The sequence below is a fragment of the Morganella sp. HMSC11D09 genome, from assembly GCF_001807955.1.
Lineage (GTDB): Bacteria > Pseudomonadota > Gammaproteobacteria > Enterobacterales > Enterobacteriaceae > Morganella > Morganella morganii.
In genome coordinates, this window is record NZ_KV791712.1 from 79,647 (window position 1) to 97,853 (window position 18,207).

An 18,207-nucleotide genomic window follows, 5' to 3' on the forward strand; every position below is an offset into this window, starting at 1 on the left:
TATGATTCAGAGAATCAATTATGCATCATTATTGCTACGACGACGTGGTGCGGAGTTTCCGCCTTCTTCGCGGCGGAAGCTGCGGCGCTCGCCCTGCGGACGGCGATCGCTGTTGCCACGGTCAGAACGCTCACCGTCACGGCGGTTACCACCACCGAAACTGCGGCCACCGTTACCACCACGGTCATTACCACCGCTGCGGCGTTCACGGTTGAACGGCTTCGCATCACCGACTAATGTCATGTTCATTGGTTTGTTCATAACACGGGTACGGGTGAAGTGCTGTAACAGATCAGTCGGCATACCTTTCGGTAATTCGATAGTTGAGTGAGTATCAAACAGTTTGATGTTACCGATGTAACGGCTGTTGATATCACCTTCGTTAGCAATCGCGCCCACAATGTGACGGACTTCAACACCATCGGTACGGCCCACTTCAATGCGGTACAGCTCCATATCACCCACATCACGGCGTTCACGGCGCGGACGATCACCACGCTCAGGACGATCACCGAAACGGTCGTTGCGATCATTGCGGCGGCGATCATCACGATCGTTGAACTCACGGCGCGGACGACGCGGTGCATCCGGTGGCAGGATCAGTTTGCGCTCACCTTCTGCCATTTTCAGCAGAACAGCGGCCAGGGTTTCCATATCGATATCTGCTTCAGACTCATCGCTGTCTGCCGGAACCAGTTTTTTCAGCAGTGCACGGTACTGATCCAGGTTGCTGCTTTCCATTTCTGCATGGATAGTGGCAGCGAATTTTTCCTGGCGGCGCTGGCTGATCATCTCTGCATCCGGTAATTCTACCTCAGGGATGGTCAGTTTCATGGTGCGTTCAATGTTGCGCAGCAGGCGGCGTTCGCGGTTTTCAACGAACAGCAGAGCGCGGCCGGCGCGGCCCGCACGACCGGTACGGCCGATACGGTGAACATAAGATTCCGCATCCATCGGGATATCGTAGTTAACAACCAGGCTGATACGCTCAACGTCCAGACCACGGGCAGCAACGTCGGTTGCAATCAGGATATCCAGACGACCGTCTTTCAGGCGCTCCAGTGTCTGCTCACGCAGTGCCTGGTTCATGTCACCGTTCAGTGCAGCGCTGTTGTAGCCGTTACGCTCCAGAGTTTCTGCCACTTCCAGGGTTGCGTTTTTGGTACGGACGAAGATAATCGCCGCATCAAAATCTTCCGCTTCCAGGAAACGGACCAGTGCTTCGCTCTTACGTGCGCCGTAAGCAGTCCAGTAGCTCTGGCTGATGTCCGGACGGGTAGTGACGCTGGTCTGAATGCGCACTTCCTGCGGATCTTTCATGAAACGACGGGTAATGCGGCGGATAGCTTCCGGCATAGTTGCAGAGAACAGAGCTGTCTGATGCTCTGCCGGGATCTGGCTCATGATGGTTTCAACGTCTTCGATGAAGCCCATGCGCAGCATTTCATCTGCTTCGTCCAGTACCAGACCTTTCAGGTTGGATAAATCCAGGGTGCCGCGTTTTAAGTGATCCAGCAGACGGCCCGGAGTCCCGACAACCACCTGTGGCCCCTGACGCAGAGCGCGTAACTGGACGTCATAACGCTGACCGCCGTACAGGGCGACCACATTCACGTTACGCATATGTTTGGAGAAATCAGTACAGGCTTCCGCAACCTGGACCGCTAATTCGCGGGTCGGTGCCAGCACCAGAATCTGTGGTGCTCTCAGGTTCGGATCAATATTGTTCAGTAACGGCAGGCCGAATGCCGCCGTTTTACCACTACCTGTCTGTGCCATACCCAGGACATCACGTCCGGCAAGCAGGTGCGGAATACATTGTTGCTGGATCGGGGACGGCTTTTCGTAGCCCAGGTCGTCCAGTGCAGTCAAAATATCAGCTGATAAACCAATGTCAGCAAAAGAGATTTCAGTCTCAGTGGTCATGTAAAGGTGCCTCATACAAAATGGCGGCCAGTCTACACAACCCATCGGAAAGCATGTCGGTTGTTTTCATTTAAAAGTGTGAACTGGCTCAAATAAAATTATAAAACGAACAAAACATCCCCCCATCACTTTCGCGATGGTGAAAAATTAACGGGTTGAAGTGTGTTCGTCAGCTATTGTGGATCTGAATCCGTCAGGTCCTGTTCTTCATCACCTAACAGAGCTAATTCCAACAATGCGTAGCGGTGCTCAACGAAATTGTGTGCGTTGTTGGCAACCGTCAGCTTGAACAGCGTTTCAGCGCTGTCCGTATCCCCCAGACTCAGGTAGTATTTACCTAAATAGAAGTAGGTTTCACTGAGATGTTCAGCGAGCGAAGTGTTATCCGTTGAGAATTCCTTCAGCCGATCAAGCAGTGTCTTTTCACTGATGTCGCCGAGATAGAATTCAGCAATATTCCAGCCCCATTGTCCGCCTTTCGCCTGCTGATAGCGCTGACGTAAATCGGTCAGTGCTTTCTTCGGATCTATCTCTTTATCGACGAGATAAAGCCACAGCGAGCGGAACGGATCGTTTGGATCATCCTGATAAAACGCCAGCAAATCATCCCGCGCCACCGGATACCGGCCCCCGTAATACAGGGCAATACCGCGGTTCATACGCGCGTAGTTATAAGTTGGATCAAGCTCTAATACAGAATCATACGCTTCATAGGCAGCATCAAAGTTGCCTGCCTGCGTAAAATAAATGCCCAGGTAATTAAATATCTCCGGAATATCCGGACGCATTGATAACGCAACAGTAAAATCGTTACGTGCCAATGCACGCAATCCGAGGCTGTCGTACAACACACCACGCTGATAAAGCAGCTGGGCGTACTCGTCCTCAGTTAATGACCGGCTTGCCAGTATTTGTTCCATTCGGGCGAGGATCACTTCCTGCTGTAATGATGGTTGCAGGGGTACTGCAAGTAAATCCCCGGAGTGCCAGTTTTTACCGCTGCTGCATCCTGCGATAAAAATTATAGCTGCAATGCTCCACCAACGCAGAAAAAAATTCATTTCCTACTCCCGAAGTCAGATCCCTGAAAGGATAATCCTCTGACTGACAATAACCGAGTGCATTTTGCTTTTTTTGCCGAATGGCGCCCTTTTTACAGGACGCCACGACTTACGTCAAATTTTATTCAGCGTTATTTGCATCAGGGGTTGCATCCGAAGCCGGAGCTGCATCCTGACTGACTGCTTCTTTCATGCTCAGGCGGATACGACCCTGACGGTCGATTTCCAGTACCTTGACCGGTACTTCCTGACCCATTTCCAGATAATCTGATACTTTTTCAACGCGTTTGTCAGCGATCTGAGAAATATGCACCAGACCTTCTTTACCGCCGCCGATAGCCACGAAAGCACCGAAGTCAACGATACGGACAACTTTACCGTTATAGATACGGCCGACTTCCACTTCTGCGGTGATTTCTTCGATACGGCGGATAGCCATCTTCGCTTTATCGCCGTCAGTTGCAGCAATCTTCACAGTACCGTCATCTTCGATTTCGATAGTGGTGCCGGTTTCTTCGGTCAGGGCACGGATCACAGAACCGCCTTTACCGATAACGTCTTTGATTTTGTCCGGGTTGATGCGGATGGTGTGAATGCGCGGTGCAAATTCAGAGATATCAGCACGTGGTGAGTTGATAGCCTGTTCCATCACGCCCAGGATGTGCAGACGCGCACCTTTGGCCTGGTTCAGAGCCACCTGCATGATTTCGCTGGTGATACCTTCGATTTTGATATCCATCTGCAGGGCGCTGATACCGTCACGGCTGCCCGCAACTTTAAAGTCCATGTCGCCGAGGTGGTCTTCATCACCGAGGATATCAGACAGAACCACAAATTTGTCGTCTTCTTTCACCAGACCCATCGCGATACCGGCAACCGCTGATTTCACAGGAACACCTGCATCCATCAGTGCCAGAGATGCACCACAGACTGACGCCATAGAAGAAGAACCATTGGATTCAGTGATTTCTGAAACCACACGCACGGTGTACGGGAATTCTTCCTGGGATGGCATCACTGCCAGCACACCACGTTTCGCCAGACGGCCGTGGCCGATTTCACGACGTTTCGGTGAACCGACCATACCGGTTTCACCCACGCAGTACGGAGGGAAGTTGTAGTGGAACAGGAAGGTGTCAGTGATTTCACCCATTACCTGATCCAGAGTCTGTGCATCACGGGCAGTACCCAGAGTTGCTGTTACCAGCGCCTGAGTTTCACCACGGGTGAACAGAGAAGAACCGTGAGTACGCGGCAGAACACCGGTGCGGACATCCAGTGCGCGGACCATGTCTTTTTCACGGCCGTCGATACGCGGCTCGCCGTTCAGAACACGGGTACGGACAACAGATTTCTCAACCGCAGCCAGGATGTCGCTGATTTCATGTTTCAGTTCGCCGGTCAGCTCTTCGCCGCGTGCGGCAAATTCAGCTTCCAGTGCACTGATGGTTGCATCTTTAATGATATCAACCTGTGCGTAACGATCCTGTTTCTCAGTGATACGGTAAGCATCACCCAGCGCTTTTTCAGACAGTTCAGCAACGCGGTCACGCAGAGTCTGGTTAACAGGCTCAGGCTGCCAGTCCCACTTCGGCTTACCGGCTTCAGCGGCCAGTGCGTTGATGTTTTCGATAACAATCTGCTGCTGCTCGTGACCGAACACGACCGCACCCAGCATTTGTTCTTCGGTCAGCAGCTGTGCTTCTGATTCAACCATCAGAACCGCACCTTTGGTACCGGCAACAACCAGATCCAGTTTGCTTACCGCTAATTCGTCAGTGGTCGGGTTCAGAACATACTGGTCATTGATGAAACCAACACGTGCCGCACCAATCGGGCCGTTGAACGGAATACCGGACAGTGCCAGCGCCGCTGAGGCACCAATCATTGCCACGATATCAGGGTTAACCTGCGGGTTCACAGACACCACGGTTGCGATAATCTGAACTTCGTTCAGGAAACCTTCCGGGAACAGCGGACGTAACGGACGGTCAATCAGACGTGCGATCAGGGTTTCGCCTTCGCCCGGACGGCCTTCACGGCGGAAGAAGCTCCCCGGAATACGGCCGGCAGCGTAAGTACGCTCCTGATAGTTTACGGTCAGCGGGAAGAAGTCCTGGCCCGGTTTCATTTTTTTCTGGCCGACAACGGTAACGAATACCGCGGTGTCGTCCATGTTAACCATTACAGCTGCTGTCGCCTGACGGGCCATCATGCCGGTTTCGATAGTGACAGTGTGCTGACCATACTGGAATTTACGGATTGTCGGATTTAACAAAATAATATCCTTCTGGGTCTCTCACCCCGGCAGGGGTAAGTAGTGAAATGGTTCCTTCAGATACATCCTCGCGACTAATGACAACCTTTTCCTGCTGCCGGAAAGTGCTCTCATTAGCCGCGCGAATAGCTGTACCGAAGAATCGTTATTATTGCGGCAACAGCTCAGTGTGCCGCATTCAGAAGAAAAGGGGCCGTCGGCCCCTTTCCACTGAAACTTGTCTGAATTAGCGACGCAGGCCCAGACGCTCAAGAATTGAGGTATAGCTTGCTAAGTCTTTGCCTTTCAGATAGTTCAGGAGCTTACGACGCTGAGCAACCATACGCAGCAGACCACGACGGCTGTGGTGATCTTTTTTGTGCTCTGCAAAGTGACCCTGCAGGTGGTTGATCTGTGCAGTCAGCAGCGCAATCTGAACTTCGCTTGAACCGGTGTCGTTTTCGCCACGACCGAAATCAGCGACAATTTTCGCTTTCGCTTCAGTGCTTAGAGACATAATAGAACTCCAAATATACTTTGATTAATAAAAATGAGTGCCGATCTCTAATTCAGCATCTCAGGGAAATTGCCGCGTTATTCTACGCCGCCTGCGCCCTGAACGCAAGATGCGGCAATGCTTATTCCGTGTATTCCACAACAAGACGGCGCGGTGCCACCAGCCCGTCCTCACTGATCACCGCAAGGCCGATAAACTGCGCGTCATCACCCTGCGTTACGCGGGTTAATGTCTCCGGTGCCAGGTCGTGCGGAGCCCGTACCGGCTGCCCCAGCTTAAAATACCCGGCAGTCACGTCCGTCAGATTGACCTGCGGGAAATGTGACACGGCGGTATCCATCGGCAGCAACAGCGGATCCAGTGCGGTTTCGAGCGGAGTTTCAGCCTCATCCGCCACACGCCGCATTTCCTGAAGCTGTTCCAGTGTCACCATCCGTTCTGCCGGATACGTGGCCACCTGCAGCCGGCGCAGCATAGTCACGTGAGCACCGCAACCGAGTTTCTCACCGAGATCATCAATGATAGTGCGGATATAGGTGCCTTTCGAGCAGTGAATTTCCAGCTCCAGCTCTTCCCCTTCATGGCGGATAAACAGCAGTTCATACACCGTGATCGGGCGGGCTTCCCGCTCTATGGTGATGCCTTTGCGGGCATACTCATACAGCGGACGTCCCTGATGCTTGAGCGCGGAATACATGGACGGTACCTGTAAGGTATCGCCCCTGAATGACTCCAGGGCAGCCGCAAGCTGTTCCGCCGTGAATGACAGCGGGCGCTCACTGATCACCTCACCCTGTGAGTCTGAGGTGTCCGTACGCTGCCCCAGGCGGGCAATCACGCGGTAACGTTTGTCGGAATCCAGCAGGAACTGTGAAAACTTGGTTGCTTCACCGAGGCAGACCGGCAGCATACCGGTCGCCAGCGGATCCAGCGCGCCGGTGTGACCGGCCTTGGCGGCATTAAACAGACGGCGGACCTTCTGTAATGCATCATTGGATGAAATGTCCTGCGGTTTATCCAGCAGGACAATGCCGTTAATATTACGGCCACGACGACGGCGTGCCATCAGTTACCCTCTTTGTCGTCCGCAGATTTACGCATATCCAGGTCGTGTTTGATCACATCAGACACCAGGTTAGACATACGCATCCCTTCGACCAGAGAGCTGTCATATTCAAATTTAAGTTCCGGAATAATGCGCAGGCGCATCTCTTTCCCCAGCAGGGAACGAATGTAGCCGGAAATATCATTTAAGACTTTGATACCTGTTTTCACCTGCTCTGAATTATGGTCTTCATCCATAAAGTTCAGAAAGGTGACAAATACCGTGGCATAGGCCATATCGCGGGATAAATCCACGCCGGATACCGTTGCCATCCCCACACGGGGATCTTTAATTTCACGCTGCAGGATAATCGCAATTTCTTTCTGAATTTCCTGTGAAACGCGCTGAGTACGGCTGAATTCTCTCGCCATAGTTTCTCTCCTGAAAATTCGGGGGGCCATAAGCCCCCCAATTATATCATGTTATGTCATACCGTCAGGTGATCAGATAGTTCGCTGAACTTCAATCACCTGGAAGACTTCAATCATGTCTCCCGGGCGGACATCATTGTAGTTCTTGACACCGATACCACATTCCATCCCGTTACGGACTTCAGCAACGTCATCTTTGAAGCGGCGCAGAGATTCCAGCTCACCTTCATAGATAACCACGTTGTCACGCAGAACGCGGATAGGGTTATTACGTTTGATAGTTCCTTCCGTCACCATACAACCGGCGATGGCACCGAATTTCGGTGAACGGAACACATCACGGACTTCTGCCAGACCCATGATTTCCTGTTTGAATTCCGGCGCCAGCATCCCGCTCATTGCCTGTTTGATTTCATCAATCAGGCTGTAGATTACGGAATAGTAACGCAGGTCAACGCTTTCGCTTTCAATCAGGCGGCGCGCTGATGCATCCGCACGGACGTTAAAGCCGAGGATAATCGCGTTGGATGCCGCAGCCAGCGTGGCGTCAGTTTCAGTGATACCACCCACACCGGAACCGATGATTTTCACTTTGACTTCATCAGTTGACAGTTTCATCAGTGAATCGGTGATAGCTTCACAGGTACCCTGCACATCAGTCTTCAGAACGATGTTCAGTTCAGAAACCTTACCGCTTTCCATGTTAGCAAACATGTTTTCCAGTTTGGCTTTCTGCTGGCGTGCCAGTTTCACATCACGGAATTTACCCTGACGATAGAGTGCCACTTCACGGGCTTTCTTCTCGTCACGGACAACGGTCGCTTCATCACCGGCAGACGGTACGTTGGACAGACCCAGGATTTCCACCGGAATGGACGGACCCGCTTCGGTGATATCCTGACCCAGTTCGTTACGCATCGCACGGATACGGCCGTATTCAAAGCCGCACAGCACGATATCGCCTTTGTTCAGTGTACCGCTCTGTACCAGGATAGTGGCGACCGGACCACGGCCTTTATCGAGGTAAGATTCGATAACCACACCGCTCGCCATACCGGCACGCACTGCTTTCAGTTCAAGAACTTCAGCCTGCAGCAGGATAGCATCGAGCAGATCGTCGATACCGATACCTTTCTTCGCGGAAACGCTGATGAACTGAGTCTCACCGCCCCACTCTTCAGAGAGGATGCCGTACTGAGACAGTTCGTTACGTACGCGATCCGGATCGGCTTCCGGTTTATCAATTTTGTTCACCGCAACCACAACCGGCACACCCGCTGCTTTCGCATGCTGGATAGCTTCGATAGTCTGCGGCATCACGCCATCGTCCGCTGCGACAACCAGAACAACGATATCCGTTGCCTGCGCACCACGGGCACGCATGGAGGTAAACGCGGCGTGTCCCGGAGTATCCAGGAACGTGATAGCGCCTTTATCGGTGGTCACATGGTAAGCACCGATGTGCTGGGTAATACCGCCCGCTTCGCCGGAGGCGACTTTGGTGGAACGGATATAGTCCAGTAAAGAGGTTTTACCGTGGTCAACGTGACCCATGATGGTCACAACCGGCGCACGTGGTTCAGCCTGTGCTTCACCCATGTCACGGTCGTTCAGGATCGCTTCTTCCAGCTCGTTCTCACGGCGCAGGATAACTTTGTGACCCATTTCCTCGGCAACCAGCTGTGCGGTTTCCTGGTCAATCACCTGGTTGATAGTCGCCATAGCGCCCATCTTCATCATGGTTTTAATGACCTGAGAACCTTTTACCGCCATCTTGTTGGCTAATTCACCAACAGTGATGGTTTCACCGATAACCACATCACGGGTAACCGCTGCAACCGGCTTGTTAAAGCTCTGCTGCAGTGAGCTGCCTTTACGCTGTTTCTTACCGCGCGGCAGTTGCGCACGGGCTTCTTCGCGATCGGCTTTCTCAGAGTGACGGTTGTTTTTCTTCTGGCGGACGTTTTTCGCGCCACGGCCGCGGCCGCGGTTATCACCTTCAACTTTCGCATCACTTTCATCTTCCGCTTCACGGGCGTGAGCAGAGGTGGTGGTGTGATAGTCCGCGCTTTCTGTTTCTTCACTGACAGGAGCAGACCATTTCTCGCCGTTTTCTTCGGCCAGACGGCGCGCTTCTTCAGCTGCACGTTTCACTTCAGCTTCAAGTTTGCGCTGCTGTTCTTCTTCAGCTTTGCGTTTGATTTCAGCGGCTTCGGCTTCGCGGCGCACTTTTTCGCTGTTTTCCCGGGTATCAGCCGGGGCTGATTTCGCTTTATTTTCTTTCACGTTATTCTTTTCCGCTGCTTCACGCTTAGCCGGTTCTGCCGCTTGTTCAGTTACTTTCGCTGCTGCCGCTTCGCGTTTTGCCTTTTCTTCAGCCTCACGTTTGGCTTGCGCCTCTTGTCTGGCTTTTTCTTCGGCTTCACGACGGGCCTGCTCTTCAGCTTCGCGTCTTGCCTGCTCTTCCGCTTCACGCTGTGCCTGCTCTTCCGCGGCTTTTGCCTGTTCAGCGGCATCGCGGTTTACATATGTGCGTTTTTTGCGGACTTCAATATTAACCGATTTGCTCTTGCCACCGGTTACCGGAACACTCAGCGTACTGCGAGTTTTGCGCTGAAGTGTTAATTTACCCGGCTGACTTGCCCCGCCCTGTTCGCGGTTCAGATGGGCCAGCAGGGCCTCTTTTTCTTGCTGGGAAACGTTATCAGACGCCGTTTTTTTGATGCCGGCATCAGCAAACTGCTGTACCAGGCGCTCTACGGAAGTCTGAATTTCGTCTGCCAGTGATTTTACCGATTCTGTCATGCTGCTCCTTCCCGCTACAAATTAAGATGCATCGTCGCCAAACCAACAGATATTACGCGCTGCCATGATGAGTTCACCTGCTTTCTCATCATTCAGACCTTCGATATCCGTGAGGTCATCGATACCCTGCTCTGCGAGATCTTCAAGGGTACAAATACCACGGGAAGCCAGGGTGAATGCCAGTGTGCGGTCCATGCCTTCAAGGTTTAACAAATCATCCGCCGGTGTGGTACCTGACTGGCTCTCTTTCTGTGCCAGTTCGAGCGTTGTTAAAGCGGCTTTTGCACGTTCGCGCAGGACTTCAACGGTTTCCTCTTCGAGGCCGTCGATTTCCAGAAGTTCGCTGACCGGCACATACGCCAGTTCTTCCAGTGTGGAGAAACCTTCTTCCACTAATAAGGTTGCGAAATCTTCATCGATGTCGAGATGCTTAACAAAAGTTTCAATGGAAGCGTGTGCTTCCGCCTGGTGTTTCGCGTTAAGTTCCTCCGCGGTCATGACGTTCAGTTCCCATTTGTCATCACCACGATGTTTTTTCAGCAGTTGTGCAGCGAGACGCACATTCTGGCCGTTACGGCCAATGGCCTGTGCAAGGTTGCTGCTTTCCACAGCAACGTCCATTGTGCATTTGTCTTCATCGACAACAATGGATGCAACATCTGCCGGAGCCATTGCATTAATCACGAATTGCGCCGGGTTGTCATCCCACAACACGATATCAATCCGCTCGCCGCCCAGCTCACCGGAAACGGCCTGAACGCGGGCGCCGCGCATTCCCACACATGCCCCGACAGGGTCGATGCGTTTGTCATTGGTCTTCACCGCGATTTTCGCACGGGAACCGGGATCACGGGCAGCCGCTTTAATTTCAATAATCTCTTCGCCGATTTCCGGCACTTCGATTTTAAATAATTCGACCAGCATTTCCGGACGGGAACGGGTCACAAATAATTGTGCCCCACGGGCTTCCGGACGAACATCATACAGAACTCCGCGGATACGGTCACCCGGACGGAAATTCTCACGCGGCAGCATATCTTCGCGCATAATGACTGCTTCCGCATTATTCCCCAGATCGAGGGTAATGTTTTCGCGGTTCACTTTTTTCACCACACCGGTGATGATTTCGCCCTGCTGCTCGCGGAACTGATCAACCACCATCGCACGCTCAGCTTCGCGTACTTTCTGTACGATAACCTGTTTTGCGGTCTGAGTGGTGATACGGTCGAAGGTGACAGATTCAATCTGATCTTCGATATATTCGCCTACCTGAATGCCCGGCGTTTCATAATCAGCCGCTTCCAGTGTGATTTCACGGGTCGGCTGAGTGACTTCTTCTACCACCATCCAGCGGCGGAAGGTATCAAAATCACCGGATTTACGGTCAATTTCCACACGAACATCAATTTCCTGTTCGTATTTTTTCTTGGTGGCGGTTGCCAGCGCAGTTTCCAGAGCCTCAAAAATTTTCTCACGAGGAAGCGATTTTTCGTTAGAAACTGCCTCAACAACAGCCAGAATTTCTTTATTCATCCTAGTTGCCTCTTTTGAACTTTATATTAAAAGTGGGGTACCAGGTTAGCTTTCTGGATGTTGCCAAGTGCGAACACTTCGTCTTTGCCATCCACTGTAACCGTGATCATTTCACCGTCGACGGCTTTGATAATACCCTGCCATCTGCGACGGTTCTGCATTGCGATTCGTAAAGTCAGTGAGACTTCCTCACCGGTAAACCGCTGATAATGTTCAGCCGTAAATAACGGACGCTCCATTCCCGGAGACGAAACCTCAAGGTTATAAACGGTTGTAATAGGATCTTCAACATCAAGAACGGCACTGACCTGGTGGCTCACGTCCGCGCAATCATCAACAGTGATACCCTCTTCACTATCAATAAAAATACGCAGTGTTGACACGCGGCCGCGGATAAACTCCACGCCGACAAGCTCAAAACCGAGTGCTTCGACAGGTGCAGTGACCATCTCTGTTAATTTCTGCTCTAATGTGGACAAGACCACCCCCGGGACATAAAAAAAGGGCATAACGCCCAGTATCTCTGTTGACTGATAACAAAAAACCCCGAAATTTCGGGGCTTTATGCAACTGGACCCTGTGTACATCACACTTCTTAATCTTTTTTCCAAATCAGGGATAACGTAAGAGTTGTTGATACAATCAACATTGGAAAAAACGATTTGTTATAAGAAGTGGTTGCGGGAGCCGGATTTGAACCGACGACCTTCGGGTTATGAGCCCGACGAGCTGCCATGCTGCTCCATCCCGCGTTCGAAACGTGAAAAATTCTACGCTGATCACCTGCAAAACGCAAGTGTGAAACTAAATGGTGCCGAGGACGGGACTTGAACCCGTACGCCCGTTTTGTAGGCACTACCACCTCAAGGTAGCGTGTATACCAATTTCACCACCTCGGCACTGAACTGCTCTTTTTTACGGAACTGACTGATGGTGTGTATCAATCCCGTTTAAAACTTTTACTTCAGACTTGCAACAATCAGCGCGGAATATCGCTGTTAGGAGCTGCTGGTGCTGCGGGAACATCTGTTTTCTGTTCTGTCTGCACCGGCTGAGCGAGATTATCAAACTTGCTGCCTGTACCGGTTTTATTGCTGGTCATGTTGCCCAGAACCAAACTCAGTACAAAAAACAGTGTTGCTAAAATGCCTGTGGTACGGGTCATGAAGTTACCTGAACCCGAAGAACCAAACAGTGTTGCAGACGCGCCTGCACCGAACGAAGCACCCATGTCCGCACCTTTCCCCTGCTGCATTAAGATCATGCCTACTAAGGCAATCGCAACAAGTAAGAAAACGACTAAGAGAGCTGTATACATAAACGTGTACCTATTCCTCGTACGGTATACCGACTGATTCGGTATCAATCTGCACACTCACAGATAAACCTAATTACCTTGCTGAGCGGGTCAGAATACTAACCAAACAAACGCGCACGCGCAAGTCTATTTTAAGCCAGGCGCACCGGTTGCGGAAAAAAACAACAATAAGGGGCGGATTCTGACAGAGCCGGGGGGAAACCGCAATAATTTTTTCCGGCTCTGTCATTCACATCATAAATAATTATACGCGTTTCACCGCGTCTGCAATGCGGTTTGCCATTGCAGTGACCTGCGCTTCATCTTCCCCTTCCACCATCACACGGATCAGCGGTTCGGTACCGGATTTACGCAGCAGCACACGGCCTTTGCCGTTCAGCTCTTTTTCCACTTCCTGTGCCACGCGGGTGACTTCCTCGCTTGTCAGCGGGTCGTGCTGACCGGCAAAGCGGACATTCACCAGCACCTGCGGCAGCAGTTTCATGCCGCTGCACAGGTCGTGCAGGCTCATGTTGTTGCGTACCATCGCACTCAGTACCTGAAGACCCGCCACAATGCCGTCACCGGTAGTGGTTTTGTCCAGCAGGATGATGTGGCCGGAGTTTTCCGCACCCAGACGCCAGCCTTTTTCCTGAAGTTTTTCGAGCACGTAACGGTCGCCGACTTTCGCGCGCTCAAACGGAATACCCAGCTGTTTCAGTGCCAGCTCCAGCCCCATGTTACTCATCAGTGTGCCGACAGCACCACCGCGCAGTTGTCCCTGGCGCAGTGCTTCGCGGGCAATGATAAACAGGATCTGGTCACCGTCCACTTTTTCACCCAGGTGATCCACCATGATCAGGCGGTCGCCGTCACCGTCAAATGCCAGGCCGACATCTGCACCTTCAGCCAGAACACGTTCCTGTAACTGACGGACATCCGTTGCACCGCATTTTTCGTTAATGTTGATACCGTTCGGATCACAGCCGATAGCAATCACTTCCGCACCCAGTTCACTTAATACGTTCGGTGCGATGTGATAGGTTGCGCCGTGTGCGCAGTCGATCACCATTTTCAGCCCGTTCAGGCTCTGCTCGTTCGGGAATGTCCCTTTACAGAATTCGATGTAACGGCCGGCAGCATCCACAATACGGTTTGCACGGCCCAGTTCGGCGGATTCCACACAGGTCAGTGGTTTTTCCATCTCGGCTTCAATCGCTTCTTCCACGTGATCAGGCAGCTTGGTGCCGTCGATGGAGAAGAATTTGATGCCATTGTCATAATACGGGTTATGAGAGGCGGAAATAACAATACCGGCCTCGGCACGGAAAGTACGGGTCAGATAAGCGACCGCCGGTGTCGGCATCGGGCCGGTAAATGAAGCGGATAACCCTGCGGCGGCAAGACCGGCTTCCAGTGCGGATTCCAGCATATAGCCGGAAATACGGGTATCTTTACCGATAATAATTTTACGTGAGCCGTGACGTGCCAGCACTTTCCCGGCTGCCCAGCCCAGTTTGAGCACAAAATCAGGGGTAATCGGGCTGTCACCCACTTTTCCGCGGATGCCATCAGTACCAAAGTATTTGCGATCACTCATTGTCGTTTGTTTCCTTCGCTAAACGGGTTGCTTCCACCACTTTCATGGCCTGGACAGTTTCTTTCACATCATGAACACGGATAATCTGTGCACCTTTCATCGCGGCAATCACTGCACAGGCCACGCTGCCGGCAACCCGTTCATCCGGGGGAATATCCATCAGCTGGCCAATCATAGATTTTCGTGACATTCCGGCAAGAACCGGTAATCCCAGGTTATGAAACAGGTCTAATTTATCCAATAACTGATAATTATGCGCCAGTGTTTTTCCGAAACCGAAGCCCGGATCGAGAATTATGTGATTTTTTTCAATTCCGGCCGCCACACAGCGTGCCACCTGCGCTTCAAGATACGTATACACCTCACGCACCACATTCTGATAGTGCGGTGCCTGCTGCATGGTACGCGGTTCTCCCTGCATATGCATCACACAAACCGGCAGGCCGCTCTGTGCCGCCGCCTGTAATGCCCCCGGCTCACTGAATGAGCGGATATCATTGAGAATATGAGCCCCTGCATTTGCGGCTTCGCGGATCACCAGCGCTTTTGAGGTATCCACTGAAATCCAGACATCCGACTCACGGGCAATCGCTGCCACAACCGGGATAACCCGCTCCGCTTCCTGCTCAGGGCTGACTTCTGCTGCTCCGGGACGGGTGGATTCACCGCCGATATCAATAATCGTCGCGCCTTCCGCAATCATTTTCCGGGCATGTTCCAGTGCTTTGGCGGGGGTGTTGTGTGTACCGCCGTCTGAGAATGAATCCGGGGTCACATTGAGGATCCCCATCACCTGCGGCGTTGCCAGCGAAAGTGTCTGACCGCGTGCGGTAAGTTTCATAATCCGGCCTTCTTACTGTTTATTATTTCAATCGTGAGGTGATTGTAATGCCTGACTCCTGCGGGATAAAGATATAAAAAAACCCGGCAGATTTTCCGCCGGGTTTTTCATATTACTGCTTCATACAACTGAATGATGAATTATGACTGCTTGTTGTCGTCTTCAGACGGCGCAGCATTGTTGTCATCTGATGATTCAGGTGCTTCCTGAACCGGAACCTGGTTACTGCTTTCCGGCGGACGGGTATCCGCTTTCGGCTTGTCACCTTCCCAGCCCGCAGGTTCACGGACCGGCACACGGTTCATCAGATCATCAATCTGTGGTGCATCAATGGTTTCATATTTCATTAATGCATCTTTCATGGTGTGCAGGATATCCAGGTTATCCATCAGGATCTGACGCGCACGTTTGTAATTGCGCTCAATAATCCCGCGGATTTCCTCATCGATAGTCCGGGCAGTTTCATCAGACATGTGCTGTGCTTTTGACACAGAACGGCCTAAGAACACTTCACCGTCTTCATCCGCATACAGTAACGGCCCCAGTTTTTCAGAGAAGCCCCACTGCGTCACCATGTTACGGGCAATGTTAGTTGCCACTTTGATGTCGTTGGATGCGCCTGTGGACACATTTTCCGGCCCGTAGATAATCTCTTCCGCCAGACGGCCGCCATACAGGGTGGAGATCTGACTTTCAAGTTTCTGACGGCTGGCGCTGATCTGATCCCCTTCCGGTAAGAAGAAGGTCACACCCAGTGCACGTCCGCGCGGAATAATGGTCACTTTGTGTACCGGGTCATGCTCCGGCACCAGACGACCGATGATAGCGTGACCGGCTTCATGGTAGGCAGTCGAGGCTTTCTGCTCTTCTGTCATCACCATAGAGCGGCGTTCCGCACCCATCATGATTTTATCTTTTGCTTTTTCGAACTCGACCATGGTCACAACGCGTTTATTACCGCGTGCCGCAAACAGCGCAGCTTCGTTCACCAGGTTGGCGAGATCCGCACCGGAGAAGCCCGGTGTACCACGTGCCAGCACAGACGGTTCAACGTCCGGCGATAACGGCACACGGCGCATATGCACTTTCAGGATTTGCTCACGTCCGCGCACATCCGGCAGACCGACCACGACCTGACGGTCGAAACGGCCCGGACGCAGTAACGCAGGGTCAAGCACATCCGGACGGTTGGTTGCCGCGATAACGATAATACCTTCGTTACCTTCGAAACCATCCATCTCAACCAGCATCTGGTTCAGTGTCTGCTCACGTTCATCGTGACCACCGCCCAGACCCGCACCACGCTGACGGCCGACGGCGTCGATTTCATCGATAAAGATGATACATGGCGCTGCTTTCTTCGCCTGTTCGAACATATCACGGACACGGGACGCACCCACACCCACGAACATTTCGACGAAGTCAGAACCGGAAATGGTGAAGAACGGTACTTTCGCCTCACCGGCAATCGCTTTTGCCAGCAACGTTTTACCGGTACCCGGAGGCCCCACCATCAGAATACCTTTCGGAATTTTACCGCCGAGTTTCTGGAAGCGGCTCGGCTCACGCAGATACTCCACCAGCTCACCAACTTCTTCTTTGGCCTCATCACAACCGGCCACATCCGCAAAGGTGGTTTTGATCTGATCTTCGGTCAGCATGCGTGCCTTACTTTTACCGAAGGACATCGCACCTTTACCGCCGCCGCCCTGCATCTGGCGCATGAAGAAGATCCAGACGCCGATTAACAGCAGCATCGGGAACCAGGAAATGAAAATGGTTGTCAGGATACCCGGCTCTTCCGGTGGTTCACCGACCACAGTGACGTTTTTGTTCAGCATGGTGTTAAGCAGCTGATTGTCCTGCATCGGCAGGTACGTCGTGTATTTGGAGCCGTCTTTTTTACTGACGTTAAGATCACGATTGGAAATACGGACTTCGCGCACCTGATCCTGTGCTAACTCAGTGATGAAGGTAGAGTAGTCCACCTTACGACTGTTTGAATCGCCTGGGCCAAAACTCTGGAACAACGACATCAGCACTACCGCGATGACCAGCCAGAGAATTAGGTTTTTCGCCATGTCACTCAAGGGATTAACCTCTTATTACATCTGTGTTAACAAATAACGCACAGGGTACTACACTTTCCACCCTGTCGCTACAATGTATACTTCACGCGATCGGGCCCGCGAAGCATCGGGTTTACGGATTTTCACTTTCGTGAACAGGGAACGAACCTCCCGGAGGTACTCGTCAAAGCCATCTCCCTGAAAGACTTTAACAATAAAACTGCCCCCCGGTGCCAGAACAGAACGGCACATATCAAGTGCCAGCTCAACCAGATACATCGCGCGCGGAATATCAACAGCCGGAGTTCCGCTCATATTTGGTGCCATGTCTGACATAACAACCTGGACTTTTTTATCTCCCACGCGCCCCAGCAGAGCTTTCAGCACGTTTTCGTCACGGAAATCGCCCTGAAGGAAATCCACGCCGACGATGGGATCCATCGGTAACAGGTCACAGGCAATAACGCGCCCGGACTGACCGATGTGATTAACAGCATATTGTGACCAGCCGCCGGGTGCAGCACCCAGATCCACAATAGTCATGCCCGGTCTGAAAATATTATCGCCCTGCTGAATTTCTTCGAGCTTAAACCAGGCACGAGAGCGAAGCCCCTTTTTTTGCGCCATCTGAACATATTTATCACTAAAATGTTCCTGTAACCAGCGCCCGGAGCTTGCTGAACGTTTTTTATTGGCCATTGTGTTTTCCGACTAACCTGTTATTTCTGACTCAGTTTTTTCGCATAACCGGACGAAAAGTCCCGTTACCGCAGACAGTACTCCTCACCTAATGATGGTGATAAGCATGATATGGCGGTAGAATAC

The 18,207-nt window shown here is 52.0% G+C and carries 15 protein-coding genes and 2 tRNA genes; all 17 read right to left on the reverse strand.

The features are described 5' to 3' along the window. Positions 1–18: 18 nt before the first annotated feature. Positions 19–1,926 carry a DEAD/DEAH family ATP-dependent RNA helicase gene (locus HMPREF3119_RS17705; protein ID WP_004241395.1) on the reverse strand — a complete coding sequence of 636 codons (1,908 nt, stop codon included), beginning with the start codon at positions 1,924–1,926 and terminating at the stop codon, positions 19–21. Beyond that, a complete protein-coding gene (gene yrbN / locus HMPREF3119_RS20035; RefSeq protein ID WP_107680073.1) occupies positions 1,916–1,996 on the reverse strand; it encodes a protein YrbN in 81 nt (26 codons plus the stop codon). Before yrbN ends, HMPREF3119_RS17705 begins: the two co-directional genes overlap by 11 nt. Before the next feature lie 103 nt (positions 1,997–2,099). Next, the gene (gene nlpI / locus HMPREF3119_RS17710) at positions 2,100–2,987 is read right to left on the reverse strand and encodes a lipoprotein NlpI (protein ID WP_004234572.1); all 888 of its coding nucleotides are present in this window, start codon (positions 2,985–2,987) and stop codon (positions 2,100–2,102) included. Between the two features lie 121 nt (positions 2,988–3,108). Next, entirely contained in the window at positions 3,109–5,265 is a 2,157-nt protein-coding gene (gene pnp / locus HMPREF3119_RS17715) for a polyribonucleotide nucleotidyltransferase (RefSeq protein ID WP_004234571.1), read from the reverse strand. A 226-nt stretch (positions 5,266–5,491) separates the two neighbouring features. Then, entirely contained in the window at positions 5,492–5,761 is a 270-nt protein-coding gene (rpsO, locus tag HMPREF3119_RS17720) for a 30S ribosomal protein S15 (RefSeq protein WP_004234569.1), read from the reverse strand. Between the two features lie 121 nt (positions 5,762–5,882). Beyond that, positions 5,883–6,827: a tRNA pseudouridine(55) synthase TruB gene (truB, locus tag HMPREF3119_RS17725; RefSeq protein WP_049246995.1), complete on the reverse strand. Its 945-nt coding sequence runs from the start codon at positions 6,825–6,827 to the stop codon at positions 5,883–5,885. Next, entirely contained in the window at positions 6,827–7,237 is a 411-nt protein-coding gene (gene rbfA, locus HMPREF3119_RS17730) for a 30S ribosome-binding factor RbfA (RefSeq protein ID WP_036418187.1), read from the reverse strand. The genes truB and rbfA overlap by 1 nt, the downstream gene beginning before the upstream one ends. A gap of 72 nt (positions 7,238–7,309) precedes the next feature. Continuing rightward, positions 7,310–10,042, reverse strand: a complete 2,733-nt coding sequence (gene infB, locus HMPREF3119_RS17735; RefSeq protein WP_004234560.1) for a translation initiation factor IF-2 — start codon at positions 10,040–10,042, stop codon at positions 7,310–7,312. A 21-nt stretch (positions 10,043–10,063) separates the two neighbouring features. Beyond that, on the reverse strand, positions 10,064–11,575 hold the full coding sequence (gene nusA / locus HMPREF3119_RS17740; protein WP_024474265.1) for a transcription termination factor NusA: 1,512 nt from the start codon (positions 11,573–11,575) through the stop codon (positions 10,064–10,066). A 26-nt stretch (positions 11,576–11,601) separates the two neighbouring features. After that, positions 11,602–12,054: a ribosome maturation factor RimP gene (rimP, locus tag HMPREF3119_RS17745; protein WP_004241392.1), complete on the reverse strand. Its 453-nt coding sequence runs from the start codon at positions 12,052–12,054 to the stop codon at positions 11,602–11,604. A 196-nt stretch (positions 12,055–12,250) separates the two neighbouring features. Further along, positions 12,251–12,327, reverse strand: a tRNA-Met gene (locus HMPREF3119_RS17750). Between the two features lie 57 nt (positions 12,328–12,384). Next, positions 12,385–12,474: transfer RNA gene (locus HMPREF3119_RS17755), tRNA-Leu, on the reverse strand. Between the two features lie 80 nt (positions 12,475–12,554). Further along, the gene (secG, locus tag HMPREF3119_RS17760) at positions 12,555–12,893 is read right to left on the reverse strand and encodes a preprotein translocase subunit SecG (RefSeq protein WP_015422312.1); all 339 of its coding nucleotides are present in this window, start codon (positions 12,891–12,893) and stop codon (positions 12,555–12,557) included. A gap of 244 nt (positions 12,894–13,137) precedes the next feature. Continuing rightward, on the reverse strand, positions 13,138–14,472 hold the full coding sequence (glmM, locus tag HMPREF3119_RS17765) for a phosphoglucosamine mutase (RefSeq protein ID WP_004234551.1): 1,335 nt from the start codon (positions 14,470–14,472) through the stop codon (positions 13,138–13,140). After that, complete coding sequence (gene folP, locus HMPREF3119_RS17770; protein ID WP_004234549.1) at positions 14,465–15,313, reverse strand: dihydropteroate synthase; 849 nt, start codon at positions 15,311–15,313, stop codon at positions 14,465–14,467. The genes glmM and folP overlap by 8 nt, the downstream gene beginning before the upstream one ends. A 140-nt stretch (positions 15,314–15,453) precedes the next feature. After that, positions 15,454–17,403: an ATP-dependent zinc metalloprotease FtsH gene (gene ftsH / locus HMPREF3119_RS17775; RefSeq protein ID WP_004234548.1), complete on the reverse strand. Its 1,950-nt coding sequence runs from the start codon at positions 17,401–17,403 to the stop codon at positions 15,454–15,456. A 48-nt stretch (positions 17,404–17,451) separates the two neighbouring features. Further along, positions 17,452–18,081, reverse strand: a complete 630-nt coding sequence (gene rlmE, locus HMPREF3119_RS17780) for a 23S rRNA (uridine(2552)-2'-O)-methyltransferase RlmE (protein ID WP_004234546.1) — start codon at positions 18,079–18,081, stop codon at positions 17,452–17,454. Positions 18,082–18,207 lie beyond the last annotated feature (126 nt).

Bases quoted from the DNA above. Each gene is read 5' to 3' on its own strand.
- nusA (WP_024474265.1), bottom strand. From the start codon at position 11,575: ATGAATAAAGAAATTCTGGCTGTTGTTGAGGCAGTTTCTAACGAAAAA.
- folP (WP_004234549.1), bottom strand. From the start codon at position 15,313: ATGAAACTTACCGCACGCGGTCAGACACTTTCGCTGGCAACGCCGCAG.
- truB (WP_049246995.1), bottom strand. From the start codon at position 6,827: ATGGCACGCCGTCGTCGTGGCCGTAATATTAACGGCATTGTCCTGCTG.
- rpsO (WP_004234569.1), bottom strand. From the start codon at position 5,761: ATGTCTCTAAGCACTGAAGCGAAAGCGAAAATTGTCGCTGATTTCGGT.
- nlpI (WP_004234572.1), bottom strand. From the start codon at position 2,987: ATGAATTTTTTTCTGCGTTGGTGGAGCATTGCAGCTATAATTTTTATC.
- infB (WP_004234560.1), bottom strand. From the start codon at position 10,042: ATGACAGAATCGGTAAAATCACTGGCAGACGAAATTCAGACTTCCGTA.
- glmM (WP_004234551.1), bottom strand. From the start codon at position 14,472: ATGAGTGATCGCAAATACTTTGGTACTGATGGCATCCGCGGAAAAGTG.
- yrbN (WP_107680073.1), bottom strand. From the start codon at position 1,996: ATGAAAACAACCGACATGCTTTCCGATGGGTTGTGTAGACTGGCCGCC.
- HMPREF3119_RS17705 (WP_004241395.1), bottom strand. From the start codon at position 1,926: ATGACCACTGAGACTGAAATCTCTTTTGCTGACATTGGTTTATCAGCT.
- rbfA (WP_036418187.1), bottom strand. From the start codon at position 7,237: ATGGCGAGAGAATTCAGCCGTACTCAGCGCGTTTCACAGGAAATTCAG.
- rlmE (WP_004234546.1), bottom strand. From the start codon at position 18,081: ATGGCCAATAAAAAACGTTCAGCAAGCTCCGGGCGCTGGTTACAGGAA.
- secG (WP_015422312.1), bottom strand. From the start codon at position 12,893: ATGTATACAGCTCTCTTAGTCGTTTTCTTACTTGTTGCGATTGCCTTA.